The sequence below is a fragment of the Nocardioides kongjuensis genome, assembly GCF_013409625.1.
GTDB classification, from domain to species: domain Bacteria; phylum Actinomycetota; class Actinomycetes; order Propionibacteriales; family Nocardioidaceae; genus Nocardioides; species Nocardioides kongjuensis.
Genome location: NZ_JACCBF010000001.1, coordinates 3,789,152 through 3,815,343 on the forward strand (window position 1 = coordinate 3,789,152; position 26,192 = coordinate 3,815,343).

Consider the following 26,192-nt stretch of genomic DNA (forward strand, 5'->3'; position numbering starts at 1 on the left):
CCGGTCCTCACCAATTCCGGGTCGGCGGTACGACGCCCCGGCAGTCGACCTCGGCGCTGGTGATCCGCTCGACCTGCCAGCCGCCGGTCGCCTGGGTCACCCGGAAGGTCATCCCGACGACGTCGCGGGAGCGGGTCCGACGGACCGACCTCGACTCCTGCGACCACCCGGAGACCTGCACGCAGGCCTCGACCTCGCGCTCCGTGTCGCCGACCGGGCGCACGCCCAGGGGCGCGACCGGCAGCGGGCCGGGGAGGTAGCGGCCCCACTCGGGCGCGGCGTGGCGCTCCATCCACTCCCGGACCGCCGGCGCGTCGGCCACGCCCGTGAAGGAGTGGTCGCCCTGGTTGATCGCCCGCGCGTACGCCGCCGCCCACGTGTCGATCGCCCGGCCCTGGGGGCTGGTGGCCACGTCGGTGTCGATCGTGGGGGCCGGCGCGGTCTGCGGCGGCGTGCTCGGCGCCGTCGGGTTCGCGTCGGTGCCGGCGTCCGTGTCCCCACCGTCGGAGGAGCAGCCGGTGGTGAGCACGAGCAGGGTCGCGGCGACGAGGACGGCGGGACGGCGGATCGAGAGCATGGGGCGCATTATCGCCTCGCGTCAGCCGGCCGCGGCCATGGCCGCCTCGACCTTCGCGGTCGGCCCGGCGACGAAGACGTACTCCACGTTGCGCAGCCGCGACACGGTCCCGACCTTCTTGCCCGAGGGGCTGTGGATGCCGATCTGCGCGCCGACGTAGCGCTTGCTGTCGAACTCGAGCATCCGCACGTCCTCGTGCCCCGCGTGGCGCAACGAGTCCATCATCTGCTCGGCGGTGATCCACGACTCGTCGTTGTAGGACACGACGACGACCTCGGCCCGGGCGCGCCGGACCAGGTCCGCGAACGCCGCGGGCATCTCCCGCTGGGCGTTGAAGACGCTCCTGGTCCCCGGGTCCCGGCTGTCGATCCGCTTGCACGCCACCCCGTAGTGCTCGGGTGCGTCCCAGCGGACGAGGGTCTCCCAGATGTGGTAGTTCGTGAAGTAGCGGTGCTGGTTGTAGGGCGGGTCGAGGTACATCAGGTCGACCGCCGGCAGCACGTCGACGGTCTGCATCGCGTCCCCGCCGATCGTCGTACCGCTGCCGGGGAGGAGCTCGGGCCGGCGCAGCACCAGGTCGTTGTGGGACCGCGGCGCCCACTGCTTGAGGTAGGCCATCTGCACGCCCGTGGTCGAGTCGACCCGGTCGGCCGCCAGCATCAGGCTGGTCAACAGGATCGGGTAGAGCGGCGAGCCCCGGTGCTCGCTCTCCAGCGCGTTGCGGATCGCGTCCACCCGGGCGCCGTTCTTGGGCTGGAAGAACCGCGACTGCACGCAGAACGTCTCCGTGAAGTAGCCCGCCTCGCCCGGCAGCGCCGCCAGCCGCTTGAGCTCGTTGTCCAGCTCCTGCAGGTCGACGTCGCGTGCGTCGGTCGCGACGTAGCAGTCGCTGAGCACCTGGCTGTACGTCGCCAGGTCGGTCGCCGTCACGACCAGGCCCCGTCGCTTGAACTCCTGCGCGACCCGCGTCGTGCCGGTGAACAGGTCGACCGCCGTCCGTGCCCCCACCGCCTCGGCGATGTCGCCGAGCACGGGGACCAGGGTCCGCTTGGACCCCAGGTACTTGAGCACGGACCGAGGCTACTTCGCGCAGCGGCGGACGGCGGGACCCGGGCCGCGCGGCCCCACGCCGCGCGGCGGGCACGGGCACGGCGAGTCTCGGGGGGATGATCGTCGCCGTGCCCAGGCAGCCAGAACGCTAGGAACCGGCCTTGACACGCGCTCCGGCGAACTGTGAAAGGGCCGGGCAGGTCAGAGGTTCCACCGCTCGATCACGCGGGTGCCGCGGTCCTGCCCCAGGATCGAGACGGCTGCCGTCCCGAGCTGGAGGGAGGCCCCGAGGCGCAGCGGCTGACCGATCCAGCGGGCCGCCAGTGCGCGGGAGAGGTGGCCGTGGGAGAACACCAGCACATGACCCTCGGCACCGAGCACGCGGGCGATGACCCGGTCCAGCCGCTCCTCGACCTCGGCGGGGGACTCGCCCTCCGGGGTCGGACCGGTCCAGACCTCCCAGCCGGGGTCGAGGTCCGCGATCTGCGAGCGGGTCATGCCCTCGTAGGAGCCGTAGTCCCACTCGCGGAGGTCCTCGTCGACGACCGCGTCCGGGTAGCCGGCGAGGGCGGCGGTGCTCCTGGCCCGGGTGCGTGGCGAGGTCAGCACCAGCGCGAAGTCGGTGCCACCGAGCCGCTCCTTGAGCTCGAGCGCCTCGGCCTCGCCGTCGGGGAGCAGGGCGAGGTCGGTGCGGGACGTGTGTCGTCCGGAGCGGCTCCACTCGGTGGCGCCGTGGCGCACGACGTACAGGCGGCCAGGCCCCGATCCGGCGCGGCTCACGACCGGGTGACGTGCAGCGCGAGGTCGACCAGCCGGTTCGAGTAGCCCCACTCGTTGTCGTACCAGCCGACGACCTTGACCTGCCGGCCCAGCACCTTGGTGAGCGGCGCGTCGAAGATGCACGAGGAGGGATCGGTGACGATGTCGCTCGAGACGATCGGGGCCTCGGAGTAGGTCAGGTACGGCGCGAGCGGGCCCTCGTCGGCTGCGGCTCGGATGATCGCGTTGACCTCCTCCACGCTGGTGTCGCGGCCCGCCTCGAAGGTGAGGTCGGTCAGCGACCCGGTCGGCGTGGGCACCCGGACCGCGTAGCCGTCGAGCCTGCCCTGCAGCTCGGGCAGCACCAGCCCGATCGCCTTCGCCGCGCCGGTCGAGGTCGGCACCAGGTTGATCGCCGCAGCACGCGCGCGGCGCAGGTCCTTGTGGATGTTGTCCTGCAGGTTCTGGTCCGCGGTGTAGGCGTGGACGGTGGTCATCAGGCCGCGTTCGATGCCGAGGGCGTCGTGCAGGGCCTTCGCCATCGGCGCCAGGCAGTTGGTGGTGCACGAGGCGTTGGACACGACGTCGTGGCTCTCCGGGTCGTAGTCCTCGTGGTTGACCCCCATCACGACGGTGATGTCCTCGTGCGACGCGGGGGCGGAGATGATCACCTTCCTCGCGCCGCCGCTGGTGATGTGGTCACGGGCGAGCCTGGCGTCGGTGAAGAAGCCCGTGGACTCGACGACGACGTCGACGTCGAGGTCGCCCCACTTGAGGGCCTGCGGGTCGCGCTCGGCGAAGGACCGGATCTCGCTGTCGCCGACGAGGATCGACGCGGCGGTCGAGGAGACCGGTACATCGAGGCGGCCCAGGATCGAGTCGTACTGGAGGAGGTGCGCGAGCACCGCGTTGTCGGTGAGGTCGTTGACGGCGACGACCTCGATGTCCTCGCCGCGGGCGCGCACCGCCCGGAGGAAGTTGCGGCCGATCCGGCCGAATCCGTTGATGCCGACACGTACTGTCATCAGTTCTCCTTGCCGGCCGGGGTGTCGCCCCGAGCCGTGGTCGGCGAGCCCGTCACGGGGTGGGACGCGGGCTCGTCTGGGTGGGTCGTGCCGGGGAGCCGTTCACCCCAGCAGGTCGCGTACGGCCGCACGGGCGGCGGCCGGGTCGGCGGCGTCGAGGGCCGCCGCTGCCGCGGCGCGGCAGTCGTCGAGGCTCACCCGGCCGAGCGCGACACCGACCGGACGGACGGCCGCGGGTGCCATCGACAGCGAGGTGATGCCGAGACCGACGAGGACACAGGCCATCAGGGGGTCGGCGGCCGCCTCGCCGCACACGCCGACCGGCTTGTCGGCCGCGGCGCCGGCCCGGGCGGTGGTCGCCACGAGCTGGAGCACGGCGGGCTGCCAGGCGTCGGTGAGGTGGGCCAGGTTCGTGGCCATCCGGTCCGCGGCCATCGTGTACTGGGTCAGGTCGTTGGTGCCGATCGAGAGGAAGTCGACGGCCTCGAGCATCCGGTCGGCCAGCAGCGCGGCGCTCGGGACCTCCACCATCACGCCGGCCCGCAGGCCGCGGTCGCGGACCTTGCCGGCGAACTGCGCCGCCTCGGCCACGGTGGCCACCATCGGGGCCATCACCCAGGTCTCGACCCCCGACTGCTCGGCGGCCAGCTGGAGCGCGTCGAGCTGCCGGTCGAGCAGCCCCGGGTTGTCGAAGGACAGCCGCAGGCCGCGGACGCCGAGCGCCGGGTTCTCCTCGCCCTGGTGGGTCGCGAACGCGATCGGCTTGTCGGACCCGGCGTCGAGGGTCCGCGCGACGACGTACCTGCCCACGCCGAAGGCCTCCAGCACGCCCCGGTAGATCTCGGCCTGCTCCTCCACCGTGGGCTCGTCGGCCCGGTTGAGGAAGGACAGCTCGGTGCGGAACAGCCCGACGCCCTCCACCGGCGCGCCCGTGGCCGCCTCGGCCGTCGGGACGTCCGCGACGTTGGCCAGGAGCTTGACCGCGACGTCGTCCGCGGTGCGGGCCGGACCCCGCCACCTCGCCACGGCGGCGCGCTCCTCGGCGTCGGCCGCGGCCCGGGCTCGGGCGCCGTCGGGGTCGGCGCCGGTGCTCACCGTGCCTGCTGCCCCGTCGACGAGCACCCAGGCGCCGTCCTCGATCTCGCCCGCTCCGGCGACGCCCACGACGCAGGGGATGCCGAGCTGGCGGGCGATGATGGCCGTGTGGCTGGTCGGGCCGCCCTTGCCGGTCACCAGCGCCAGCACCATCGCCGGGTCGAGCAGCGCCGTGTCCGACGGCGCCAGGTCCTTGGCGAGGAGCACCGAGGGAACGAGCGGCGTCGGGACACCGGGCTCGGCGACACCCACGAGGTGCGCGGTGATCCGTCGCTCGATGTCGTGCAGGTCCGAGACCCGCTCCGCCATCAGCCCTCCCATCTGGGTGAACAGCCCGGCGAAGTGCTCGACCGCGGTGTGCAGCGCGCGCAGCAGCGGCTCGCCGGCCGCCAGCTGACGGCGCACGACGGAGCGCAGGCCCTTGTCGCGCGCCAGGCCCGCGCTGGCCGACAGCACCTCGGCTGCTGCACCTGACACGTGGAGGGCCTTCGCGGTGAACCCGTCGGCGACGACGGCCGCCGCCGCGTCGTACGCCGCGAGGGCCGCCGCGGCGTCGTCGTGGACGACCTCGGCGAAGGCCTCGATCGCGGCGGCCGGGATCTCGCTCCGGGCCAGCAGGGCCGGGCCGTAGACGACGCCGGGGACCACCGGCGTGCCGTGCAGCTCACGCTTCGTCTCTCGCAGGAACTCAGTGACCACGATCACAAATTAGCCACACAGACCCCTAGACAGTCAACAGATTCGGGGATAAAACAACAGAAACACAGATTCGAGGTGAAGGAGGTCCGCATGTACGCCGAGGAGCGCCAGCAGGCCATGACCCGGCTCCTGCAGGACCGTGGGCGAGCGTCCGTCGCCGACCTGGCGGGCGAGTTCGCGGTCACGACGGAGACCGTGCGCCGCGACCTCTCCCTGCTCGAGCGGGCCGGCCTCGTGCGCCGGGTCCACGGCGGCGCGGTCCCCGCGGACTCGCTGGCCGTGATGGAGGCGGCGCTCGCCGAGCGCGACACGGCCCGCGTCGACGAGAAGGAGACGATCGCCCGGGCCGCGCTCGACCTGCTGCCACCGGCGGGGGGCACGATCCTGCTGGACGCGGGCACCACCACCGCCCGGCTGGCCGGGCTGCTCCCCCGCGACCGCCAGCTGGTCGTCGTCACGCACGCCATCCCGGTCGCCGCCCGCCTCGCCGGGCTTCCCCACGTCGAGCTGCACCTGCTGCCCGGCCGGGTGCGCCCGACCACCCACGCGGCCGTCGGCGCCGGCACCGTCGGGGCACTCGGAGCGTTCCGCGCCGACGTCGCCTTCCTCGGCACGAACGCGGTCGCCGTCGAGCACGGCTGCTCGACCCCGGACCCCGACGAGGCGGCCGTCAAGCGGGCGATGGTCGACGCCGGACGGCGCGTCGTCGTGCTGGCCGACTCCTCCAAGCTCGACCACGAGGCGACGGTCCGGTTCGCCGCGCTCGACGAGGTCGACGTGCTCGTCACCGACGCCGGCGCGGACGCCGAGCAGCGGTCCCGCTTCGCCGCCGCCGGCCCCGAGGTGGTCGTCGCATGATCACCACGCTCACGGCCCACCCGAGCGTCGACCTCACGGTGACGCTCGCCGGCCGGCTCGACCGCGGCGCCGTGCTCCGCGCCGACCGGGCGGCGGCGCAGGCGGGCGGCAAGGGCGTCAACATCTCCCGCGCCGCGGCCGCGGCCGGCGTACCGACGCTCGCGGTCTTCCCCGCCGTCGCCGACGACCCCTTCGTGCACGAGCTGGTCGCTGCCGGCGTGCCGGCCGAGCCCGTCGGGCCCGCGGGTGCGATCCGCACCAACATCACGATCAGCGAGGCCGACGGGACCACCACCAAGGTCAACAGCACCGCCGGCCCGGCCGCCCCCGAGCTCCTGGGCGCCCTCGAGCAGGCCCTGCTCACCGCAGCGGCCCGTGCCCGGTGGGTCGTCCTCGCCGGCTCCCTCCCACCGGGCACGCCCGACGACTGGTACGCCGACCTGGCCGCCGGCCTCGGGCGGACCCCGGCGCGGATCGCGGTGGACACCAGCGACGAGCCGCTGCGCATCCTGGTCGACCGGCTCGCGCCCGGGACGGCACCCCACCTGCTGAAGCCGAACGCGGAGGAGCTCGCCTCGTTGACCGGGCACGCCGGGGCGGACCTGGAGGACGACCCCGCCGTCGCCGCTCGCGCGGCCCGGGAGCTCCTCGACCGCGGCGTCGACGCCGTCCTCGTCACGCTCGGAGGGGCGGGCGCCGTGCTGGCCACCGCGGCGGGCACGTGGCACGCGAGCACGCCGCCGACCACCGTCGTGAGCACGGTCGGCGCCGGCGACTCCAGCCTCTTCGGCTACCTCCTCGGGGACCTGCGACAGCTGGCCCCCGAACAACGACTTGCGCTCGCCGTGGCCTACGGCAGCGCGGCGGCCGGGCTCCCGGGCACGACCATCCCCACCCCGTCGCAGGTCCACCCGGAGCTGGTCTCCGTGCGGTCCCTCGACCCCACCGAAGGAGCACTCCGATGACCCAGCTCATCACTTCCGACCTCGTGCGGCTCGACGTCGCACCGGGTGGCGACAAGGAGGCCGTGATCCGGGCCCTCGCCGACCTGGTCGCCGCAGCCGGCCGGACGACGGACACCGACACGCTCGTCGCCGACGCGCTGGCGCGGGAGGCGACCGCGCCGACCGGCCTCAAGGGCGGCATCGCCATCCCCCACTGCCGCACCGCGGCGGTGGCGGAGCCGACCCTGGCCCTGCTCCGTCTCGCCCCGGGCGTCGACTTCGGCGCCAAGGACGGGCCCGCGGACCTCGCCTTCCTGATCGCCGTGCCCGAGGGCGGCGACGCGAACCACCTGTCCATCCTGACCAAGCTCGCGAAGGCGTTGGTCAAGCCCGAGTTCTCCACGGCGCTGCGGTCCGCCGCCACCGCGGCCGAGGCGGCCGCACTCGTCGAGGGTGCACTCACGCCGCCCGCGACCACTGCTCCCCCCGCCCCGGCAGCCGCTCCCGCAGCCGGCCCGGCCGACGTACGACGCAGCCTGGTCGCCGTCACCGCGTGCCCCACCGGCATCGCGCACACCTACCTCGCGGCCGAGGCCCTCAAGGTCGCGGCCGAGAAGGCCGGCGTGGACATCCACGTCGAGACCCAGGGGTCGGCGGGCTCCACCCCGCTCGCCGCCGCCACCATCGCCTCGGCGTCGGCGGTCATCCTCGCCGCCGACGTCGGGGTCAGGGACAAGGGACGCTTCGCCGGGCTGCCCGTCGTGACCTCGGGGGTCAAGAAGGCCGTCGACGCGGCGGACGACCTGATCCACGAAGCCCTGCGCAGTGCCGACGACCCCGCCGCCCCGCGGGTCTCCGGGCGGGCCGAGTCCTCGCACGCGGTCGACGCCGCGGAGGGCTGGGGAGCCCGGGTCCGCCGCGTGCTGATGACCGGCGTCTCCTACATGATCCCGTTCGTCGCGGCCGGTGGCCTGCTGATCGCGATCGGCTTCCTGCTGGGCGGCTACGACGTGGCGCTGCCGTTCGACGACTCCGGCACGTCCGCGGCCGACGCGGTCATCTCGAGCTCCAGCATCACGAACCTTCCGCACGTGTCGGACTACGGGGTGCACGCGCTCGGCGACAGCGGGCTCGCCCTGTACCTCGGCGCGCTGCTGTTCAAGCTCGGTGCGCTTGCCTTCGGCTTCCTGGTCCCGGCCCTGGCCGGCTACATTGCGTTCGCCATCGCGGACCGTCCCGGCATCGCCCCCGGGTTCGTGATGGGTGCGGTCGCCGGCGTGATCGGAGCCGGCTTCCTCGGCGGCATCGTCGGCGGGGTGCTCGCCGGGCTCGTCGCGCACTGGATCGCCGGCCGACCGGTCCCGTCCTGGGCCCGCGGCCTGATGCCCGTCCTGGTGATCCCGCTGGCCACCACCCTGGTCACCGGCCTGCTGATGTTCGTCTTCCTGGCCCGTCCGCTGGGCAGCCTGATGACCAACCTCAACGACGGCCTCAACTCGCTGCAGGGCGGCTCGGCGATCCTGCTCGGTGCCATCCTCGGCCTGATGATGGCCTTCGACATGGGCGGGCCGCTCAACAAGGTCGCCTACGGCTTCGCCACGACCGGACTCGCCGCCGCTGCCACCGCCACCGACGCTCCGCAGCTCAAGGTGATGGCAGCGGTGATGCTCGCCGGCATGGTGCCGCCGATCGCCCTGGCTCTCGCCACGGTCGTGCGTCCCGGCCTCTTCACCGTCGCCGAGCGCGAGAACGGCAAGGCCGCCTGGCTGATGGGCGCCTCCTTCATCACCGAGGGCGCGATCCCGTTCGCCGCGGCCGACCCGCTGCGCGTGATCCCCTCGGTCATGCTGGGCAGCGCCGTCACCGGCGGGCTGGCCGAGGCCTTCGACGTCTCGCTCCGGGCCCCGCACGGCGGCATCTTCGTGCTCTTCGCCGTCGACAACGTCCTCGGCTTCGTCATCGCACTCGCCGCCGGAGTGGCCGTCGCCGCCATCACCGTCCTCGCACTGAAGAGCACGGCTCGCACCAGCGACGCCGCCCTCGAGACCGTCTGACCGTCCCACCCACACCCAGGAGGAACCCATCATGCCCGTGCTCTCCGTCGTCGTCGGCTCCGCCGTCGGCCTGCACACCCGCCCCGCGTCGATCATCGCCGAGAAGGCCGACGAGCTGGCCGAGGCCGGCCACGACGTCTTCCTCGCCATCCCCGGCGACGAGCCCGTCGAGGCGAGCTCGGCCCTGATGATCATGACCCTGGGCGCGGCCAAGGGCGACACCGTCGAGGTCTCCGGCGACGACGACGCCGCGGTCGAGGCCATCGCCGCACTCGTCGCCCAGGACCTCGACGCCTGACCGGACGCACGCTCACGCGCCGGCCCGGTCACCAACCTCGCCGCAGAGCGACGCTGGCCCAGTACCCGAACCGCCGCCACGACGCACGCCCGTCGCGCGGACCCTCCCTGGACGCCAGGTAATCGCGCCAGGCGCCGTGACTGGTGATGTCGCGCTCGACCCGGGCCGCGTCGGCGGTGCAGACGAAGCCGAGGACCTCGCTGCCGTCGGCGAGCTCCACCGGGCCGAGCGCGAGCGGGGCTCCGACCGTCGTGGCGAACCCGCCGAGCTCGCTGACGGGAAGCTGCCACACCTCGACCTCGATGCCCCGGCCCGGAGCCGGCGCGGGCTTCGGCAGCCGGGTCAGTCCCGGGCGGGGCAGCGGGCCGTCGACGAGGAACATCCGGTAGTCGCGCGCCGTCCGGGTCGTGCTCACCAGCGTGGCTCCGTGGGAGACCAGTGCGGGGTTGAGCGGTTGCCCACTCAGGTGCGCGCCGGCCACCGCGAGGAGCACCGTGTCCCGTTCGCCGGCAGCGGGCGGGGTGACACCGAGGCCTGGTTCACCGCACCAGCGGGCGCCGAGCTCGGCGAGCAGGTCGTCGCCGCCGGCCGGCGCCAGCAGCTGCACACCGAACGGGAGACCGTCGGGCCGGGCCGGCCCCGGGACGGCGATGGCGCACAGGTCGAGCAGGTTCGTCATGTTGGTGAAGGTGCCCAGCCGGCCGTTGACCCCGACGGGGTCGGCGGCGACCTCGGCCAGGCTCGGGTGGCCGGGCGTCACCGGGAGGAGCAGGACGTCGACCTCGGCCCACGCGGCCTCGGTCCGCCGGGCCAGCTCGGCCAGCCGGGTGAGTCCGGCGAAGGCATCCGCAGCGGTGAGGGAGGCGCCGTCGCGGACGATAAAGCGGACCGTCGGGTCGACGGCGGCGTCGTCGTCGAGCGCATCGCCGAAGGCGAGCCAGCGCTCGGCCAGCCACGGCCCCGAGTAGAGCAGCTGGGCGGCCTCCAGGAACTGCCGGACGTCGATGCGCCGCACCTCACCGAGCGCCTCCGCCTCGGTGAGCGCCTCCGCCCACGCGGCTGCGTGCTCCGGGTCGAGGTCGAGCGGGAGGTCCGGGACGCCGATCGTGCAGGTTGCCGGGACCGGACGTTGCTCGAGGCGGCGCGCGTACGGGTCCTCCGCGTCGTACCCGACCATCTGCTCGTACGCCGCCCGCGCGGTCGTGACGTCGCGGGCGAAGACGGTCACGCAGTCGAGGGTCCGGCAGGCCGGGACCACCCCGCGGGTGGAGACCAGTCCCTTGCTGGGCTTGATGCCGACGATCCCGTTGAACGCCGCGGGGACGCGCCCGCTGCCGGCGGTGTCCGTGCCGAGGGCGAAGTCGACCTCGCCCCTGGCGACGGCGACCGCGCTGCCCGAGCTCGACCCGCCGCTGACGTGCTCGTCGGAGAGGACCGAGCGGCACGCGCCGTACGGCGAGCGGGTCCCGACCAGACCGGTGGCGTACTGGTCCAGGTTGGTCTTCCCGACGACGACCGCGCCGGCGCGGACCAGCCGGTCGACCACCGGTGCGTGCTCGGCGGCCACGACGGTGCGCCGCGGGTCGCCCGCCGTCGTGGGCACGCCGGCGACGTCGATGTTGTCCTTGACGGCGAACCGCAGCCCGTGGAGCGGTCCGGGGCGTGCCGGGGCCTCGTCGACCCGGGAGATCCAGGTCGTCATGCGCCCCACCTCGCGCGCTCGGCCACGAAGGCGTCGCGGCGCCGGGCCCGCAGCGGCGCGATCTCGTCGGCGTGCGCCAGCTCGAGCGCGCGCACCTCGCTGACCGAGAACGTGGCCGGCGCCGTGACGAGGTCGGCCCGGCCGGCCTTGATGTCGGCCCGGGCGTCGGCGAGCTCGTCCGCCGAGACCGGCACGAACCGGATCCTGTCGAACTGGCGCAGCAGCCACGGCCGGGGATCACGCTCGGACAGCCGCCACACCGGGACCGTGCGACCGACGAGCTGGTAGCCGCCGGGCCCCTCCATGCCGTACACGCACAGGTAGATGCCGCCGATCCCGACCGCGTTCTGCGGGGTCCAGGTCCGCGCCGGGTTGTACTTCGTGGTGACCAGCCGGTGCCGCGGGTCGATCGGCACGGCGACCGGCGCCCCCAGGTAGACGTCGCCGAGGCCGACGACCAGGTACGTCGCGGCGGCGACGACGTCGAACACCTCGTCGCGGGCGTCGAGGTCGTTGACACGGCGGATGAACTCCACGTTGTCCGGGCTCCACGGGGCATCGGGGTTCACCGTGGAGTACCGCCGCATCGCCTCGTGCGCCTTCGGGTGGTCGAACGCGATCGGCAGCGTCACCGAGCGCGCGTCGAGCACCGCCGTCGCCGGGTCGTCGAGCCCGGTCGCGAGCTCGCCGAGCAGCCCGGCGAGGCGGGCCGACGAGAGGGTGGTCTGGTCGACCGCGACCAGGAGGGAGCGGACGCCCTCGACGATCTCGACGACCCCGGACGGCCGATGGGCACGCAGCGCGTTCGCCAGCAGGTGGATCCACACCCGCACGGTCAGGTCGAACTCCATCGGTCCCGCCTCGACGAGCAGGTGCCGGTCGCCGGACGGGCGGATCGTGAAGGCCGGCTGGTGGCCGTCGGCCGGGCGGTCGACGAGCGCCGCGGGGCGGTCGGAGCGGACCGGCGCCGCCTCCGGCTCGATCCGCTCGGGCGCGACGGTGCTGCGCCGCAGCGTCTCGGGGTCGGCGGGGTAGCCGAGGTGGACGACGCGGGCGGCGAGCGCCGCGGCCGCCTCCTCGGGCGTCACCGCGACGAGCCGCACCCGGTCACCGGGCCGCAGCTGCCCGAGGATCCAGCGGTCGGCCTCGATGGTCACCGCCGGGACGACGAACCCGCCGAGCGAGGGGCCGTCGACGCCGACGATGACGGGCGTGTCCCCGGAGAGCATGATCCCGCCGACCGGGTACGCCGAGTCGTGCAGGTTCGAGGGGTGGAGGCCCGCCTCGCCGCCGTCGCTGCGCGACCAGGACGGCGTCGGGCCGATCAGCCGGATCCCGGTCCGGTCGGCGCGGTGGTCGACCGTCCAGGTCGTGGCGAAGAAGTCCGCGACGCCTTCGGGGGTCAGGTGGTCGGGCGCCCCGTGGGGACCGGGGATGACCCGCAGGGTCCACGAATCGCCCATCGTGGGCAGCGACACGACGCTGGGCGCGAGCTGGTTGTGGAGCGGGCCGAGCGGGATCACGTCCCCCTCGACCAGGGCGCGGCCGTCCAGCCCGCCGAACCCGCCGAGGACGAAGGTGGACCTGCTCCCCAGCACCCGCGGCACGTCCAGGCCGCCGGCCACGGCGACGTACCCGCGCATGCCGGGACCGTCGAGCGGACCGACGTCGAGGACCGATCCCGCTCGCAGCCAGCGGACCTCACCGGGCGGCAGCGGCCGTCCGTCGACGCTCGCCTGCCGGGCGGCGCCGCCGACGCAGACCAGCCGGTCCTCGTCGGTGGTCAGGACGGGGCCGGTGACGACGCACTCCAGCCCGCCCACGTACGCCGGGTTGCCGACCGCTGCTGCCACCAGGGCGAAGCTCAGGTCGTCGAAGGCTCCCGACGGCGGGACGCCGACGTCCCAGTAGCCGGTGCGCCCGCGGCCGTCCTGCACGGTCGTCTGCACCCCGGGGCGCAGGATGGTCACCTTCCCCATCACGCCCACCGTCCGATCAGCCGGACGGGGGTCGGGTCCCAGCCGTTGCACGGGTTGTTGAGCTGGGGGCAGTTGCTGATCAGGACGAGCAGGTCCCGCGACGCCCGGATCTCGACGTGCTTCCCCGGCGCCGACAGCCCGTCGTCGAACGTCAGGGTGCCGTCGGGCTGGACCGGCACGTTCATGAAGAAGTTGATGTTGTGGCCGAGCTGGCGCTGCCCGATGCCGGCCGGAGCGCCGTACCGGAGGAAGGTCTGCCGACACGCGTGCTGGTGCCGGGTCTGCTCGCCGTACCGGATCACGTTCGACTCCTGGGCGCAGGCGCCACCGATGGTGTCGTGGCGTCCGCAGGTGTCGTCGCTGATCACCGCGAGCTCGTCCAGCCGGGTCGAGAGCAGCCGGGCGCCGGTGGTCAGGTAGACCGCTCCCTGCTCGCGCACGGTGTCGAAGGCCGAGTACCGGTTGTCGACGTCGTGGGCGTCGTACAGGAGCGTGTCGACCGCCTGGTTCCCGTGCAGGTCGACGATCCGCAGCGTCGCCCCGGCCGGCAGCTCGACCAGGGCTCCGTCGCCGGCGCCGACGACGGTGTCGAGCAGGAGGGTGGTGTCGATCGTGTCGGTCATGCGAGGGTCCTCCGGCTCATCTCGAGCGAGCGTGACGTCTCGGCCCGGAACTGGGTGCTGGGGTCGTCGGCCGCCACCGGTCCGGCCGGTCCGACGGCGACCTCGACCCCGGCGACCGGGTGGTCGAAGGTGGCGAGCGGGTGCTGTGCGGTGCTGAGCACGAGGAGCAGGTCGACCTCGGAGCGCAGCGTGACCGTGTCGCCCGCGACCGCGTGCCCGGCCTGCCAGGTGAGCGAGGCAGCCCGGTCGTCCGCGATCGCGACCCGGGTGAACAGGTTGACGCAGCCGTGCAGGTCGGCCTCCCCGAGGCCGTGCTTGAGGAGCTCGAGCAGCAGCTCGGAGCGGGCCGCACGCCGCCAGGCGTTCCGGTCGGTCTGGTACGACGTCGGCGCGAAGCGCGCCAGGTGCGCGTCGTGGCCGAACCCGGTCAGGCAGTCGTGCCAGTCGAGGCTGGAGTGGGTGAGCGAGGCGAGCGCGAGCCCGCGATCCGACATCAGGGTCATCGGCGGGCGCAGGCACGCCGACATCTGCGCCTTGAGGGTGTCCGGCAGGTTCAGCCGGTCGAGACGGTCGGCCGCGAACAGCAGCAGCGAGGCGTTGGCGTCCGGCCCGAGCGCCGTCAGGGTGACCAGGCGTCCGGCGGGGACGGTCGCCGACCACGCGGCGTCGCCCGGCATCTCGTGGCGGTACGTGCTGCTCATGCGCCGTCCTCCACGGCACCGACCGGGAAGGCCCGCACGCGCACGGGCAGGGGCTGGCCGATCGCCTCGTGGTACGCACGGCGCTGGACGGCGTACGCGATCGCACCACCGGCCGCGGTGATCGCGAGCGTCACCAGCGGGAGGTAGTGCAGGTACCAGCCCTCGCCGGCCGGGTCGTAGACCTCGGCGCGGGGCCACGCGAGGTTGATCGTCATCAGGGTGCCGTAGCCCACCGCGACGGCGTTGACGACGATCCCCCAGCGCCCGAGGGAGAACAGCGGCCGGCCGTTCTCGTCGGTGCCCTCCGGAAGGGCATCCCCCCGGAGGCGCCGCAGCAGCAGCGGCGCCGTCACCATGAGGTAGGCGATGTAGAGCAGCATGATGCACACGCTGGCGAGGCCGAGGAAGAGACCGGCGTTGCCGACGTTCACGAGCAGGCACACCGCCGCACCCACGCCGGGGACGACGGTCGCGACGACCGGGGTGCCGGTCGTGGGCGACACCGCCCGCAGCCGCGAGGAGAAGGGCAGCACGTCGTCGCGCGCCATCGAGAAGATCATCCGGGCCGCCGCGGTCTGGATCGCGAGCGTGCAGACGCAGACGGCGAACGCGACGTCGAGCAGCAGCAGCTTGCCGACGGTCGTGTCGAGCTGGCTGGTGATGACGTACGGCAGGCCGCCCAGTCCGAGGTCGTCGGCACCGAGGCTCGGCGCGGCCATGAGCGCGGCGACGATGAGGAAGGCGCCGGCGAGACCGGAGGCGGTCATGCCGCGCAGGATCGTGCGCGGCGTCGTCGCCCGCGGCTTGTGGGTCTCCTCGGCCAGCTCACCGGCGCTGTCGAACCCGACGAGGACGTAGGCCGCCATCAGCGCGGAGATCAGCAGCGGGGCGACGTACCCGGTGCTCGCATCGAGGTTCGTGGTGTGCAGCACGACCGACGGGCCCCGCTCGGCGTGCCCGAGGAGGAGCACCACGAGGAGGCCGACACCGATCAGCTCGCACGTCACCCCGACCGAGTTCACGATGGCGGTCAGGCGCACGCTGAGCGCGTTGAGCGCCGTCGTCGCGGTCAGGAGCAGGCAGCCGAGCAGGACGGCGTTGGCCGCGCCGTCGCGCGAGCCGAGGGCCGTGTCGCTGCCGATGACCTGGAAGCCGCTCCACACCGAGGGCAGCACCACCTGCAGCGCGATCGCCGCCGCCGCGACCGTGATGGTCTGCGCCAGCACCATCGTCCAGCCGGCGGCCCAGCCCACGACGGAGCCGCCGAGACGCCGCGCCCACTGGTAGATGGCGCCCGAGAGCGGGTAGCGGGCGGCGAGCTCGGCGAAGCAGAGCGCCACCATCAGCTGGCCGGCGAAGACCGCCGGCCACGTCCAGAAGAACGCCGTGCCCCCGAAGCTGTAGCCGAGGCCGAAGAGCTGGAAGACGGTGGTCAGGATCGAGACGAAGGAGAACCCGGCCGCGAACGACGCGTAGGTGCCGACCCTTCTCGAGAGCTGCTGCCGGTATCCGAAGGTGCGCAGGTCGCTCGCTGCGGCCTGGTCTGTCGTGGTGCTCATCTGCTCCTCCGAGCTGTGAGCCCGGAATGCGCACGGCAACCCGGGGCCTTGAGGCCTCCCGGGCTTTTGTCCCGCCGTGGAACGGAGCCCGCCGGGCTCCGCCTCCCCTCTCGGACCAGACCTCCCGACAACCAGCCAGCCGGGAACGGAACCCTAGGGGCGCCCCACCTGTCGTTCGGTGGGTCGTCGCCCAGTCAAGGTCGCGTGTGTTTCCGGTGTCGTCACCGTCCATGAACTGTCCGTAACGGATGGTGGAGGCGCGACCTGACCCGGAAATGCAGAGAGCCCACGTCGTGGGACGTGGGCTCTCGCGAGTGACCTCGCTTGCGCGCCTGTAGGGATTCGAACCCCAAACCTTCTGATCCGTAGTCAGATGCTCTATCCGTTGAGCTACAGGCGCCCGTCGCTGTGCGACCGAATGAGAATAGCCGAGGCGACGCGCAGATGCCGAATCACCGACGCCACGAGCGGCGGTGCGGGTGTGGAAGCATGACGCCATGACCTCCTACGAGCCCGCGGACCGGGCCCTCTTCGAGGAGGAGGCGACCGGTCTCTACGAGCAGGTCCTGGCCGAGGGCGGGCTGGCGGCGGACGACCCGCGGCTGGTCGAGGGGTCCGCCGTACGACAGGCGTTCGACCTGCTGGTCGAGCTGGGCCTGCTGCAGCTGGACGCGTCGCGGCAGACCTGGCGGCCGCTGGAGCCGAGCAACGCGCAGTCACGGGTGGTGACGCCGCTCGGGAACGAGGGGGCGCGGCTGCTCGAGGAGTCGGCGCGGTGGGCGTCGGCGTTCGCGCACCTGACCCAGAGCTGGCGGCGCTCGCCGGCCGCGAGCGAGTCGGGCCCCTTCCTCTACCTGCACGGCGAGGCGATCAACCCATACCTGACGACGCTGGTCAGCGAGGCCCAGGAGGAGCTGCTGACCGCCCAGCCGCAGGCGACGCGCAGCGCGAAGACCGTCTCGGAGGCGACGGTGCGCGACGTCGAGGCGCTCAAGCGGGGCCTGGCGATGCGCACGCTCTACCAGCACAGCGCACGGCGGCACCCCGCGACGCACAAGTACGTCGCCACGGTCACCGAGCACGGCGCCGAGGTGCGCACCCTCGACGAGTTCTTCAACCGGATGATCGTCGTCGACCGCCGGGTCGCGCTGATCCCGGCCGCCGACAGCCTGGCGACCGCGGTCGTCGTCCGCGAGCCGGCGGTCGTGGCCTACCTGGTCGACGTCTTCGAGCGGGCGTTCGCGCGGGGGCGACCGTTCGCGAGCGCGGGCCACAGCGTGACCAGGGAGATCGCGTCCGAGCAGCGCTCGATGACCATCCGGATGCTCATCGAGGGCCACGCCGACGCGGTCAGCGCGAAGCGGCTCGGCGTCAGCCCGCGCACGTACGCCGGCTACGTCGCCGAGCTCAAGGAGGAGTACGACGCCGAGACGCGCTTCCAGCTCGGGTACACGATGGGGACGTTGGGCATCGCCGGTCAGGACGACGACGTCACGTCATCCTGAGCGGGACCCTGTTGGGGAGTCGTCAGCGCTTGGCGTGGGGGGCGACCCGCCAACCCCAGCCCGTGTCGGCCTCCGCAGCAGCGGGGAGCGAGATGATGCCGGCCGCGGTGATCAGCGCGGCCAGACCGAAGGCGGTCTTGCGAGCGAGCTTCTTCATGAGCTTTCCCCTCACTGGTGGGCGGCCGAGCCCCGTCCCTCCGGATCAACCCGAACCGCTGGCGCCTTCCCCCATGGCGGCACCGTCAAACATCTTTCCTCACGGCTCTCGAATAAGCGAGACCCCCGGCAGGGTCTGCCGGGGGTCTCGTCTGCGGCGGAGGCGGAGGGATTTGAACCCTCGATGGGCGATAAACCCAAACCGCATTAGCAGTGCGGCGCCATAGACCGGACTAGGCGACGCCTCCTCCACTGCGCCGATCCACGGATCGGCCAGCGTGCCAAGGCTACTAGGACCGCGCGCGCCTGTCCCAATCGGGCCCGACCCGGGATCCGGCCGCCGAGCGGTCAGCCGGCGGCGCGCTGCAGGTGGGCGCGCACGTCGCGCGCGAAGTCGTCCTTGTCGCCGGCCACGAGCTGCACCGGGATGGTCGTGCTGCGCCCGTCGCGCAGTCGCAGCACGAGGCAGTCGATGCCCGACGGAGCGGCCGCGACGGCGTCCTCGACCTCGCTCCAGCGGGCCTCGGTCGCGCCGGCCGCGCGGATCATCCGGACCCGATAGCCCGCATCGGTGAGCCGTACGACGACCAGCCGGGAGCGCAGCCACCACGCCAGGCCGATCAGCCCGAGCACGCCCAGGCCCAGCACGAGCACCAGGAGGTCGGCGTTGAGGTCGGCCGTCGCCACGACCGCGGTGACGACGCCCAGCACGAGCGCGAGCACGACCAGGTAGGCACCGACGAAGCGCGCCATCACCGGCGGGGCGAGGCGGTAGTCGGTGACCGGGGTCGGTTGCGCGCTGCTCATGGCCGCATTGTCCCGGGCCGGCCGCGGACCGGCCAAAGCGGCGGTGGCGCCTCATCTAGACTCGGCCCGGTGCCCGGCCGACGCGTGCGTCGTACCGGGCCCGGGAGAGGTGCCGGAGTGGCCGATCGGAACCGCCTTGAAAGCGGTCGTAGGGAGACCTACCGCGGGTTCGAATCCCGCCCTCTCTGCTGAGGAACGCGACGGTCGGGCGCGGAGCCTGCCGCACGGTCAGGACACGCAGGACCGCTCGACCTCCGCGACGCACCGGTCCCTGCCGGCGCCCCCGAGCGCCCGGTCCGAGCCGGCCCTGCCCTTGAGCACGTCCGCGCCCCGACCGCCGGTGAGCACGTTGGCCGCGGCGGAGCCGACGATCTTGTCGCGCTTGCGGCCGCCGATCACGTTCTCGACATCGGTGCGGACGTCGTCGCCCTCGCCCTTCGCGCCGTCGTTGGCGAGGTCGTCAAGACGGATCACGAGGCGGGTGGTGCGGGTTGCGTACGTCGCGAGGTCGACCCCGGCGCCACCCCCCAGGACATCGGCGCCGAGGCCGCCGTCGAGCACGTCGTCGCCGCCACCGCCGAGGAGCACGTTGGCACCCGCCGAGCCGATGAGCCGGTCGGCGGCCTCGCCCCCGGTGGCGTTCTCGACGTCCGGGCCGACCAGGTCGCCCTCGCCGGCCTCGCCGTCACCGGCCGCACCGTCGAGGGTGACCGCGACCGGGGCGGTCCGGCCGGCGTAGCTCACCGTGTCCGTGCCCGGCCCGCCGCGCAGCACGTCGGCACCCGCTCCGCCGTCGAGCACGTCGTCGCCCGCTCCGCCGTCGAGCTCCTCGCCTCGGGCCGACCCGGTCAGCCGGTCCGCGCCGGCACCGCCGACGAGCTTCTCGACGTTGGGCTGGACCTGGTCGCCCTCCTTGGCCTGCCCGTCGTCGCGGAGGCCGTCGAGGTCGGCCTCGACGGGCGCGGTGTGGTCGGCGTACGACACCGTGTCGGTGCCGGGCCCGCCGTCGAAGGTGTCCCCGCCCAGGCCGCCCAGCATCACGTCGTCACCGGCACCGCCGATGAGTCCGTTGACGTTGTCGTTGCCGACCATGAGGCTGCCGCCCGAACCCGCGAAGACGCAGTCGACCGAGGCGTCGAAGCTGTCGTCCTCACCCGGCTCGCCGTTGCCGCTGGTCGCACCGAGCACCGCCGTGATGGCCGCGGTCCGGGATCGGTAGTCGACGCAGTCGTTGCCGACCCCGCCACCGCCGAGCAGGGTGTCGGCCCCCGGCCCGCCGTCGAGGAGGTCGCCCTGCTCGTGGCCGTCGAGGACGTCGTCGCCGGCACCGCCCTCGAGCCGGTTGACGGTGACAGTGCCCTGGAGGTTGTCGTCGCCCGAGCCGCCGACCAGGTTCTCGGCGCCGCTGATGTTGTCGCTCTCGCCCGGCTGGCCGCCGCCCATGCCCACACCGGCACCGAGGAAGGCGGTGACCGGCTGGGTGCGGTTGGCGAAGGTCACGGTGTCGATGCCCGGACCACCTTGGAGGTCGTCGTTGCCCAGTCCTCCGTCGAGGAGGTCGTCTCCCCCGCGCCCGTCGAGGGCGTTGCCGCCCGCGGTGCCGGTCAGGTGGTCGTCGTGCTCGGAGCCCTGGACGTTCTCGATGTCGGCGCTGAGCGAGTCGTTCTCGCCCGGGACGCCGTTGCCCGTCGCCGTGGCCAAGGTGACCACGACGCCTGTCGCCGCACTCGTGTAGCCGACCGTGTCGGTGCCCGAGCCGCCGAACACCGCATCGCCGCCCGGACCGCTCTGGATCCCGTCGTTGCCGGGCCCGCCGTCGATGTTCGCGGGCAGCGCGAGGCCGACCACCGAGAAGCCGTCGTTCCCGCTCCCGAGAGCGACCAGCAGCGAGGCGAGTCCGGGCCGCGGGCAGGACACCGTGTTGGAGGTGCCGGCGTCGACCGCGCAGCCGGCGCCCGGAGCGGGGGCGACCGCGAGGTCGCGGACGTAGACCTTGGTGGCATCGGCGCTCACGACGATCTGGTTGTCACCGCCCACGCCGTCGTTGATCGACAAGGTCGTGCCGTCCGAGCTCACGCTCACGCCACCGACGGCATACGACGGCGGCGCGGCCACGAGCCCGAGGGCGGTGCCGGCGAGGAGGGCTGCAGCGGCGGGGATCAGGCGCGGGGAGAGGTTCATCGGGCGAGCGTCCTCGGGTCGGCGACAATTACAGAGCGAGTGCTCGGTAATTGTGCACAAGAGAGCCCGACCCGGCAACCGGATCGGGTGGAGGAGGCTCAGGCGGCCGGCGGACCGGCCTGGAGGATGCCGCGCACGGCGTGCTCCACGGCGTACGCCGCCAGCGGGTCCGAGGGGCGGCGGGAGGTGATCAGCAGGCGCACCGGGATGTCGTCGATGCAGTAGCGCACCAGCCGGGTCGCGGCGTCGTCGGCGCGGCCCCAGAGCCGCTCGGTCAGCTCGGTCACGAGCGCGGCGACCGCGGCGCGGTGCGCCATCAGCTCCTCGACGACGCTGTCGGGGACCGGCCCGGACGCCAGCTCGGAGGCGCGGGTGGCGAGCAGCACGAGCGCGGAGTCGGCGGTGGTCTCGGCGTACGCCGCGGGCGTGAGGGCCGCGGCGACGACGACGTCCTCGGCCGATCCGGTGCGGGCGGCGGCGACGACGCGCTGCCGCTGGACCGTGAGGTAGGCCGCGATCTCCCGGGCGAAGGCCCGTGCCAGCAGGTGGTTGCGGGACTCGAAGTGGTGGTAGATGGCACCGTTCGAGACCCCGGCCCGGGCGCTCACCGCGCGGATCGTGACCGCACCGATCCCGTCGGCGACCCAGATCGCGCGCACGTGGTCGAGGAGGACGTCGAGGTCCAGCTCCCGGGGTCGGGCCATGTCAGTGCCCGCTCACAGGAGCGGCGCGAACCGGCTCGGCTCCGGGCGGACGGCGGCCGCCTGCTCCGCCACCCGGCTGCGCCGACCGCGGTTGCCGGTCAGGGCGAGGTCGAGGCGGATCAGGAACCAGCCGAGCACCAGCCCGACGGCCAGGCCGTAGACGACCGACAGCGCTGCCTCGGTGACCGAGACCGCGGGGTTGGCGAGGGCGGTGGCGGTGGGCGAGGTGGCGGCGACGCCGAAGGCGCAGACCCACCAGCCCTGCCGGCGACGGGCGCGCATGTGGCAGCCGTAGGCGAGGGCGGGGACGCCGAGCACGGTCGCGACGGGGCGCGGGAACGCACCGAGGTGGTCGCGGCTCCAGGCCACCCACTCGAGGAGCTGGTCGACGAGGCCGGTGGAGCCGTAGCGGCGCAGCATCTCGGCGTACAGCAGGGTCACGGCGAGCACGACGACGCCGATCGCGACGATGACCAGCCCGCGCCGGCCCAGGCCGTGGAAGCCGGCGCCGAGGCGGTGGACCAGCACGATCGCGCCGAGGAAGGCGAGCCCGAGGCCGACGTACTCGAAGCGCTCCTTGTGGATCGCCGGCTCGAAACCGACCGTGGCCATCGCCCCGATCCCGGCGACGAGCAGGCCGACCACGCACTCGCGGGCGGCGGTGGCGATGCCGGCCGCCGGCACCGTGATCATCACGCCGAGCACGGCGGCCACGGCGGAGGTGCCGACCGCGGCGCCGGTCAGCAGCAGGTCCTGGTCGGTGAGCACCGCGACCAGCCCGCAGGCGAGCGCGAGCGGCGCGAAGACGAACGGGCGCCCGCCGGTGCGGGCGGCCAGGCCCCAGGTGAAGGCGGTCGCCACTGCGATCGAGCCGGCCGTGCCCAGCCAGTCAGGCCCGACCGGCACCATCGCGCAGACCAGCGCGGCGGTGCTGGCGGCGACCACGACGAACCAGATCGTCAGCGGCCAGCGCGACGCCCCGAACTCACCGATGCGCTGCTCGAGCGGGACACGGGAGGGGGCGCGGGACACGGAGAGGCAGCCTACATTCGCCTGTTCAGCAGGGACGGATTGACGCGACGGGCCTCCTCCAGCACCGTGCGCTCGATCACGGCACGGACCACCTCCGGCTGCTCCGGGGAGCCCGGTCCCGCCTCGGCCACCACCTCGCCGTACGGGTCGACGACGAGGGAGTGCCCGCAGTAGCGGTCGGCGGGCTGGCCGACGGCGGCGACGTAGGCCGTGTTCTCGATCGCACGCGCGGTCACCAGGGTGCGCCAGTGGTGGACCTTGCGCGGCCCGGCGACCCACGCCGCGGGCAGCACGATCAGCTCGGCACCGCGGTCGACCAGCGCCCGGGCGAGCTCGGGGAAGCGGAGGTCGTAGCAGGTCATCAGGCCGACCTTCCAGCCGTGCAGGTCCACGACGACCGGCTCGATCGGCCCGGCGGAGAGCCGGTCGGACTCGCGGTGGCCGAAGGAGTCGTAGAGGTGGATCTTGCGGTACGACGCCGTCGCCTCGCCGCGCACCAGCAGCGTGTTCCACGGCCGGTCGGGGTCGGGGCCCTGCTCGAACATCCCGGCCACCAGCGTGGTGCCGTGGGCGGCCGCCGTCTCGGCGAGGACGGTGCCGAAGGGGCCGTCCACGGGCTCCGCGTAGGGACTGACGTCGGAGCCTGCCTCGCCGAAGTCGCGGGCGAAGACCTCCGGGAAGACCACGAGGTCGGCGTCGCCGGCGTGCTCGGCGGCCAGCTTCGTGACGGCGTCGCGGTTGGTGGCGGGGTCGAGCGCCGACGCGGCCTGCACCAGCGCGAGGCGGAGCGAGGGGGCTGTGGGGCTGCTCACGGTGCCAGCCTAGAGCTGTGCTTGAGAGGATCGAGAGATGGTGATCGAGCTCGGACTGGCCGGATTCGCGGCGATCGTGCTGGCCGGCGGGCAGGGATCACGGCTCGGTGGCGTCGACAAGGCGTCGATCGAGGTGGACGGCCGTCCCCTGCTGGAGCACGCGCTGGACGCGGTGGTCGACGCGAGCGAGGTGGTCGTGGTCGGTCACCAGGTGCCGACCGACCGGCCGGTGACCTTCGTGCGCGAGGAGCCCCGGTTCGGGGGACCCGCTGCCGGGCTGCTGACCGGGCGCGACGTGCTGCTGCGCTCGTTCCCGACGATCGCGGTGCTGGCGGTCGACATGCCGCGGCTCGCGCCGGGCACCTTCCGCCGCCTGCAGGAGGCGGCGGTGGGCCACGAGGGGGCGGTGCTGGCCGACAGCGACGGTCACCGGCAGCTGGCGTTCGTCGTGGAGACGGCCCGGCTGGACGCCGTACGCCCGGACCACGAAGGGCAGCACGGCCTGTCGATCAGGGCGCTGCTCGAGCCGCTCGACCTGGTCGAGGTCGCGCCGCTGGGCGACGAGGCACGCGACATCGACACCTGGAGCGACCTGCGCGACATCGCGGGCGACTCCTGAGCCCGCCCTGATCTGGAGTGGTCCCGGAGTGTCCCGAAAACCTTGCACCGGCGGGGCCCTCGGGTGATTCTGGACAGGTGAACCTCCACGACTGGATCGATGAGTTGTGTGACGCCCTCGACATCGAGGCGGAGGCCGACGAGGGCCTGCTGGGCGACCTCGCCGGCATCGCGGTCGAGAACGTCCACCCGGCCGCGGGGCTCGTGACCGCCTTCCTGCTGGGGTTCGCCGCAGGTGAGCAGGGCGCCGACCCGGACGCCGTCGAGCGGCTCGCCGCGAGGGCGCAGGCGCTCGCCGAGTCGTGGGACCGGCCGGCCGGTGCGGCCGACGAGGAGGACGAGGACCTCGACTTCGAGGAGCTCGCCGACGCCGACTACTCGGACGAGGACTCGCTCGTATAGGCCAGACTGCACCCATGCGTGCCGTCACCCAGTCCGCCCCGGGCGGGCCCGAGACCCTCGTCGTCACCGAGCTGCCCGACCCGGTCCCCGGTCCCGGCGAGGTGCTCCTCGAGGTGGCCGCGACCGCCGTCAACCGGGCCGACCTGCTGCAGCGGCAGGGCTTCTACCCGCCGCCACCGGGCGCCTCGGACATCATCGGGCTCGAGTGCAGCGGCACGGTCGCGGCCCTCGGCGAGGGCGTGACGGGCTGGGCGGTGGGCGACCAGGTCTGCGCGCTGCTGGCCGGCGGCGGCTACGCCAGCCGGGTCGTCGTACCCGCGGGACAGCTGATGCCGGTCCCCGACGGGGTCGACCTGGTCAGTGCCGCAGCCCTGCCCGAGGTGGCGTGCACCGTGTGGTCGAACGTGTTCATGATCGCCGGGCTGCGCCCCGGGGACGCCTTCTTGGTGCACGGCGGAGGCGGTGGGATCGGCACCTTCGCGATCCAGCTCGCCGCCGCCTCGGGAGCGCGGGTGTTCACCACGGCAGGCAGCGCGGAGAAGCTCGAGCGGTGCCGCGAGCTCGGTGCCGAGGTGGCGATCAACTACCGCGACGAGGACTTCGTCGAGGTCGTCCGGGCCGCGACCGACGGCGCAGGGGCGGACGTCGTGCTCGACAACATGGGCGCGAAGTACCTCGCCCGCAACGTCGACGTGCTCGCCGACGAGGGCCGCCTGGTCGTCATCGGCATGCAGGGCGGCACGAAGGCCGAGCTGGACCTCGGCCGCCTGCTCTCGAAGCGCGGCGCGGTGATCGCGACCGCCCTGCGGTCCCGTCCGGTCGAGGGGAAGGCCCGGATCTGCGCGTCTGTCGTCGAGCACGTGTGGCCGCTCGTGGCCGACGGGACGATCCAGCCGATCGTCTCCGCCGTGCTCCCCCTCGACGACGTCGCCGAGGCGCACCGGATGATCGAGTCCGGCGACGCCGTCGGCAAGGTCCTGCTCACCCCCTGACCCGCCCGCTGGGTCCGGCCGTCAGTCGGTCCTGCGGTCGTCGAGGCACAAGATGTTGTCCTCGCTGTCCTTGAACCACGCGGCGTGGCCCATGTCGCCCATCGCCGCGACGTCACCGTCCCAGGTGATGCCCGGCAGGTCGTAGTGCTCGAACGTCAGGCCCCGGTTCCTGAGCTCCTCGACCACGGGACGGACGTCGGCGACGTGCAGCTGGGCGATGGTGTGGCCCGCCTGGCCGGCGTACTGCGTCTCGTAGAGGAAGAAGTCCGTCCCGCCCGTGCGGTAGACGAGCCCGCCCGGGTTCTCCTCGACCGGCTCGAGGCCGAGGGTGTCGGCGTAGAACTTCCGGGCGCGGGCGAGGTCGCCCGCCGGGATGTTCGCGGTGACCTGGCAGTCCTCCAGCAGCATCGGACGGGTCCCGTCAGGCGCTCTGGAAGTGCGGCTTGTGGAGGTCGTGGAAGGTCGCGCCCCGCATCGCGTACTCCAGCTCGCGGCGTACGTCCTCCGGCGGCTCCATCCGCTCGCCCTCGCGGGCCGCGGCCTCGCTCGTGAACGCGACGGTCTCGACGAAGGAGCCGTCGGCCTCGATCGCGAGGGTGCCGCCGAGGATCTCGGGCCGCATCTCGTGCAGGGTCTCGGTGTCGGCCATCATCGCCTTGAGCCGGCTGGGGTCGTCGACCTTGCCGCGGATGATCTGGACGAAGCCGGCGTCGTCGGAGCCGCCGTCCAGGAAGAGCGTGACGTCGTCGCAGTCGTGGAACTCGGCGGGGCCGTCCATGAGGGCCATGAACCGCTCGGCCCAGGCGCTCTGCTCGGGGCGCGCGGAGTTGGCCATGGCCTCCTCGCGGGACGCGAACCGGACCACGGCCATCAGCTGGTCGTCGTCGGTGAAGCCGTAGGTGCCGCCCAGCCAGCCCGTCGCACCCGGCGCCAGGTCCCTGCGCCACTCGTCGAGCATCGCGTCGGCCTCGTCCTGCCGGGTGCAGGGGGCCTGGATCATCTGGATGAACATGTGCTGCTCCTCGGTCGTCGGATCGGACGTGGATGTCCTCAGGACCGG

26 protein-coding genes, 3 tRNA genes and 1 riboswitch are annotated in these 26,192 nt (G+C 73.4%); of the genes, 9 read left to right on the top strand and 20 right to left on the bottom strand.

Features of this window, described 5'->3' with window-relative positions; all coding sequences use genetic code 11:
• Window positions 1–7: 7 nt before the first annotated feature.
• The 5 genes from BJ958_RS18185 to BJ958_RS18205 form a co-directional block, all read right to left on the bottom strand.
• Complete coding sequence (locus tag BJ958_RS18185) at window positions 8–577, bottom strand: hypothetical protein (RefSeq protein WP_179728305.1); 570 nt, start codon at window positions 575–577, stop codon at window positions 8–10.
• A 21-nt stretch (window positions 578–598) separates the two neighbouring features.
• Window positions 599–1,648 (bottom strand): DNA adenine methylase, encoded by a 1,050-nt coding sequence (locus tag BJ958_RS18190; protein WP_179728306.1) that lies wholly within the window; start codon window positions 1,646–1,648, stop codon window positions 599–601.
• Window positions 1,649–1,828: 180 nt separating this feature from the next.
• On the bottom strand, window positions 1,829–2,407 hold the full coding sequence (locus tag BJ958_RS18195; protein WP_179728307.1) for a histidine phosphatase family protein: 579 nt from the start codon (window positions 2,405–2,407) through the stop codon (window positions 1,829–1,831).
• Window positions 2,404–3,411, bottom strand: a complete 1,008-nt coding sequence (gene gap / locus BJ958_RS18200; RefSeq protein WP_179728308.1) for a type I glyceraldehyde-3-phosphate dehydrogenase — start codon at window positions 3,409–3,411, stop codon at window positions 2,404–2,406. Before gap ends, BJ958_RS18195 begins: the two co-directional genes overlap by 4 nt.
• A gap of 102 nt (window positions 3,412–3,513) precedes the next feature.
• The gene (locus BJ958_RS18205; protein ID WP_273518962.1) at window positions 3,514–5,205 is read right to left on the bottom strand and encodes a putative PEP-binding protein; all 1,692 of its coding nucleotides are present in this window, start codon (window positions 5,203–5,205) and stop codon (window positions 3,514–3,516) included.
• 75 nt (window positions 5,206–5,280) lie between these two features.
• Between BJ958_RS18205 and BJ958_RS18210 the strand changes: the two genes are divergently transcribed.
• The 4 genes from BJ958_RS18210 to BJ958_RS18225 are packed head-to-tail and all read left to right on the top strand — an operon-like array spanning window position 5,281 to window position 9,359.
• The gene (locus tag BJ958_RS18210) at window positions 5,281–6,063 is read left to right on the top strand and encodes a DeoR/GlpR family DNA-binding transcription regulator (RefSeq protein ID WP_343052727.1); all 783 of its coding nucleotides are present in this window, start codon (window positions 5,281–5,283) and stop codon (window positions 6,061–6,063) included.
• The gene (locus BJ958_RS18215) at window positions 6,060–7,028 is read left to right on the top strand and encodes a 1-phosphofructokinase family hexose kinase (RefSeq protein WP_179728310.1); all 969 of its coding nucleotides are present in this window, start codon (window positions 6,060–6,062) and stop codon (window positions 7,026–7,028) included. Before BJ958_RS18210 ends, BJ958_RS18215 begins: the two co-directional genes overlap by 4 nt.
• Complete coding sequence (locus BJ958_RS18220) at window positions 7,025–9,061, top strand: PTS fructose transporter subunit IIABC (protein WP_179728311.1); 2,037 nt, start codon at window positions 7,025–7,027, stop codon at window positions 9,059–9,061. The genes BJ958_RS18215 and BJ958_RS18220 overlap by 4 nt, the downstream gene beginning before the upstream one ends.
• A gap of 31 nt (window positions 9,062–9,092) precedes the next feature.
• Window positions 9,093–9,359, top strand: a complete 267-nt coding sequence (locus tag BJ958_RS18225) for an HPr family phosphocarrier protein (RefSeq protein WP_179728312.1) — start codon at window positions 9,093–9,095, stop codon at window positions 9,357–9,359.
• A 28-nt stretch (window positions 9,360–9,387) separates the two neighbouring features.
• On the opposite strand, the gene atzF is transcribed toward BJ958_RS18225, so the two are convergent.
• The 6 genes from atzF to BJ958_RS18255 all read right to left on the bottom strand — a co-directional run bounded on the left by atzF (window position 9,388) and on the right by BJ958_RS18255 (window position 16,323).
• Window positions 9,388–11,061 carry an allophanate hydrolase gene (gene atzF / locus BJ958_RS18230; RefSeq protein ID WP_179728313.1) on the bottom strand — a complete coding sequence of 558 codons (1,674 nt, stop codon included), beginning with the start codon at window positions 11,059–11,061 and terminating at the stop codon, window positions 9,388–9,390.
• Window positions 11,058–13,040: a 5-oxoprolinase/urea amidolyase family protein gene (locus BJ958_RS18235; RefSeq protein WP_218865852.1), complete on the bottom strand. Its 1,983-nt coding sequence runs from the start codon at window positions 13,038–13,040 to the stop codon at window positions 11,058–11,060. Before BJ958_RS18235 ends, atzF begins: the two co-directional genes overlap by 4 nt.
• Window positions 13,040–13,663: an urea amidolyase associated protein UAAP2 gene (locus BJ958_RS18240; RefSeq protein WP_179728314.1), complete on the bottom strand. Its 624-nt coding sequence runs from the start codon at window positions 13,661–13,663 to the stop codon at window positions 13,040–13,042. The genes BJ958_RS18235 and BJ958_RS18240 overlap by 1 nt, the downstream gene beginning before the upstream one ends.
• Entirely contained in the window at window positions 13,660–14,364 is a 705-nt protein-coding gene (locus BJ958_RS18245) for a DUF1989 domain-containing protein (RefSeq protein WP_179728315.1), read from the bottom strand. The genes BJ958_RS18240 and BJ958_RS18245 overlap by 4 nt, the downstream gene beginning before the upstream one ends.
• On the bottom strand, window positions 14,361–15,923 hold the full coding sequence (locus BJ958_RS18250) for an amino acid permease (protein ID WP_179728316.1): 1,563 nt from the start codon (window positions 15,921–15,923) through the stop codon (window positions 14,361–14,363). Before BJ958_RS18250 ends, BJ958_RS18245 begins: the two co-directional genes overlap by 4 nt.
• 53 nt (window positions 15,924–15,976) lie before the next feature.
• A riboswitch (guanidine-I (ykkC/yxkD leader) is annotated at window positions 15,977–16,091 on the bottom strand.
• A 159-nt stretch (window positions 16,092–16,250) separates the two neighbouring features.
• Window positions 16,251–16,323: transfer RNA gene (locus tag BJ958_RS18255), tRNA-Arg, on the bottom strand.
• Window positions 16,324–16,420: 97 nt separating this feature from the next.
• On the opposite strand from BJ958_RS18255, the gene BJ958_RS18260 reads away from it, so the two are divergent.
• Window positions 16,421–17,428 carry a phospholipase D-like domain-containing protein gene (locus BJ958_RS18260; protein WP_179728317.1) on the top strand — a complete coding sequence of 336 codons (1,008 nt, stop codon included), beginning with the start codon at window positions 16,421–16,423 and terminating at the stop codon, window positions 17,426–17,428.
• A gap of 22 nt (window positions 17,429–17,450) precedes the next feature.
• On the opposite strand, the gene BJ958_RS28690 is transcribed toward BJ958_RS18260, so the two are convergent.
• The 3 genes from BJ958_RS28690 to BJ958_RS18270 form a co-directional block, all read right to left on the bottom strand.
• Window positions 17,451–17,585, bottom strand: coding sequence for a hypothetical protein (locus tag BJ958_RS28690; RefSeq protein WP_273518977.1), 135 nt, complete (start codon window positions 17,583–17,585; stop codon window positions 17,451–17,453).
• Window positions 17,586–17,742: 157 nt separating this feature from the next.
• Window positions 17,743–17,832, bottom strand: a tRNA-Ser gene (locus tag BJ958_RS18265).
• A 100-nt stretch (window positions 17,833–17,932) separates the two neighbouring features.
• Window positions 17,933–18,391 (bottom strand): hypothetical protein, encoded by a 459-nt coding sequence (locus BJ958_RS18270; protein WP_179728318.1) that lies wholly within the window; start codon window positions 18,389–18,391, stop codon window positions 17,933–17,935.
• 103 nt (window positions 18,392–18,494) lie between these two features.
• Between BJ958_RS18270 and BJ958_RS18275 the strand changes: the two genes are divergently transcribed.
• Window positions 18,495–18,579 (top strand) — tRNA-Ser (locus BJ958_RS18275).
• A gap of 40 nt (window positions 18,580–18,619) precedes the next feature.
• Here BJ958_RS18275 and BJ958_RS28695 read toward each other — a convergent pair.
• The 4 genes from BJ958_RS28695 to BJ958_RS18295 form a co-directional block, all read right to left on the bottom strand.
• Window positions 18,620–20,572, bottom strand: coding sequence for a calcium-binding protein (locus tag BJ958_RS28695; protein WP_179728319.1), 1,953 nt, complete (start codon window positions 20,570–20,572; stop codon window positions 18,620–18,622).
• 98 nt (window positions 20,573–20,670) lie between these two features.
• On the bottom strand, window positions 20,671–21,276 hold the full coding sequence (locus BJ958_RS18285; protein ID WP_179728320.1) for a TetR family transcriptional regulator: 606 nt from the start codon (window positions 21,274–21,276) through the stop codon (window positions 20,671–20,673).
• A 12-nt stretch (window positions 21,277–21,288) separates the two neighbouring features.
• Complete coding sequence (locus tag BJ958_RS18290; RefSeq protein WP_179728321.1) at window positions 21,289–22,308, bottom strand: hypothetical protein; 1,020 nt, start codon at window positions 22,306–22,308, stop codon at window positions 21,289–21,291.
• An 11-nt stretch (window positions 22,309–22,319) separates the two neighbouring features.
• Complete coding sequence (locus BJ958_RS18295; RefSeq protein WP_179728322.1) at window positions 22,320–23,120, bottom strand: nitrilase-related carbon-nitrogen hydrolase; 801 nt, start codon at window positions 23,118–23,120, stop codon at window positions 22,320–22,322.
• A 37-nt stretch (window positions 23,121–23,157) separates the two neighbouring features.
• On the opposite strand from BJ958_RS18295, the gene mobA reads away from it, so the two are divergent.
• From mobA to BJ958_RS18310, 3 genes are all read left to right on the top strand, one after another.
• A complete protein-coding gene (gene mobA, locus BJ958_RS18300) occupies window positions 23,158–23,739 on the top strand; it encodes a molybdenum cofactor guanylyltransferase (protein ID WP_179728323.1) in 582 nt (193 codons plus the stop codon).
• Window positions 23,740–23,816: 77 nt separating this feature from the next.
• Window positions 23,817–24,140, top strand: coding sequence for a DUF6457 domain-containing protein (locus tag BJ958_RS18305; protein WP_179728324.1), 324 nt, complete (start codon window positions 23,817–23,819; stop codon window positions 24,138–24,140).
• Window positions 24,141–24,154: 14 nt separating this feature from the next.
• The gene (locus tag BJ958_RS18310) at window positions 24,155–25,132 is read left to right on the top strand and encodes an NAD(P)H-quinone oxidoreductase (RefSeq protein WP_179728325.1); all 978 of its coding nucleotides are present in this window, start codon (window positions 24,155–24,157) and stop codon (window positions 25,130–25,132) included.
• A 21-nt stretch (window positions 25,133–25,153) separates the two neighbouring features.
• Here the strand turns inward: BJ958_RS18310 and BJ958_RS18315 are convergent, their stop codons facing one another.
• Together BJ958_RS18315 and BJ958_RS18320 are read right to left on the bottom strand one after the other, a co-directional pair.
• A complete protein-coding gene (locus BJ958_RS18315; RefSeq protein ID WP_218865854.1) occupies window positions 25,154–25,540 on the bottom strand; it encodes a VOC family protein in 387 nt (128 codons plus the stop codon).
• 13 nt (window positions 25,541–25,553) lie between these two features.
• Complete coding sequence (locus BJ958_RS18320) at window positions 25,554–26,144, bottom strand: hypothetical protein (protein ID WP_179728326.1); 591 nt, start codon at window positions 26,142–26,144, stop codon at window positions 25,554–25,556.
• Window positions 26,145–26,192 lie beyond the last annotated feature (48 nt).

Coding starts and splice junctions, on each gene's coding strand:
- BJ958_RS18185 (WP_179728305.1), bottom strand. CDS start 577: ATGCTCTCGATCCGCCGTCCCGCCGTCCTCGTCGCCGCGACCCTGCTC.
- gap (WP_179728308.1), bottom strand. CDS start 3,411: ATGACAGTACGTGTCGGCATCAACGGATTCGGCCGGATCGGCCGCAAC.
- BJ958_RS18215 (WP_179728310.1), top strand. CDS start 6,060: ATGATCACCACGCTCACGGCCCACCCGAGCGTCGACCTCACGGTGACG.
- BJ958_RS18220 (WP_179728311.1), top strand. CDS start 7,025: ATGACCCAGCTCATCACTTCCGACCTCGTGCGGCTCGACGTCGCACCG.
- BJ958_RS18225 (WP_179728312.1), top strand. CDS start 9,093: ATGCCCGTGCTCTCCGTCGTCGTCGGCTCCGCCGTCGGCCTGCACACC.
- atzF (WP_179728313.1), bottom strand. CDS start 11,061: ATGACGACCTGGATCTCCCGGGTCGACGAGGCCCCGGCACGCCCCGGA.
- BJ958_RS18235 (WP_218865852.1), bottom strand. CDS start 13,040: ATGGGGAAGGTGACCATCCTGCGCCCCGGGGTGCAGACGACCGTGCAG.
- BJ958_RS18240 (WP_179728314.1), bottom strand. CDS start 13,663: ATGACCGACACGATCGACACCACCCTCCTGCTCGACACCGTCGTCGGC.
- BJ958_RS18245 (WP_179728315.1), bottom strand. CDS start 14,364: ATGAGCAGCACGTACCGCCACGAGATGCCGGGCGACGCCGCGTGGTCG.
- BJ958_RS18250 (WP_179728316.1), bottom strand. CDS start 15,923: ATGAGCACCACGACAGACCAGGCCGCAGCGAGCGACCTGCGCACCTTC.
- BJ958_RS18260 (WP_179728317.1), top strand. CDS start 16,421: ATGACCTCCTACGAGCCCGCGGACCGGGCCCTCTTCGAGGAGGAGGCG.
- BJ958_RS28690 (WP_273518977.1), bottom strand. CDS start 17,585: ATGAAGAAGCTCGCTCGCAAGACCGCCTTCGGTCTGGCCGCGCTGATC.
- BJ958_RS18270 (WP_179728318.1), bottom strand. CDS start 18,391: ATGAGCAGCGCGCAACCGACCCCGGTCACCGACTACCGCCTCGCCCCG.
- BJ958_RS28695 (WP_179728319.1), bottom strand. CDS start 20,572: ATGAACCTCTCCCCGCGCCTGATCCCCGCCGCTGCAGCCCTCCTCGCC.
- BJ958_RS18285 (WP_179728320.1), bottom strand. CDS start 21,276: ATGGCCCGACCCCGGGAGCTGGACCTCGACGTCCTCCTCGACCACGTG.
- mobA (WP_179728323.1), top strand. CDS start 23,158: ATGGTGATCGAGCTCGGACTGGCCGGATTCGCGGCGATCGTGCTGGCC.
- BJ958_RS18310 (WP_179728325.1), top strand. CDS start 24,155: ATGCGTGCCGTCACCCAGTCCGCCCCGGGCGGGCCCGAGACCCTCGTC.
- BJ958_RS18315 (WP_218865854.1), bottom strand. CDS start 25,540: ATGCTGCTGGAGGACTGCCAGGTCACCGCGAACATCCCGGCGGGCGAC.
- BJ958_RS18320 (WP_179728326.1), bottom strand. CDS start 26,144: ATGTTCATCCAGATGATCCAGGCCCCCTGCACCCGGCAGGACGAGGCC.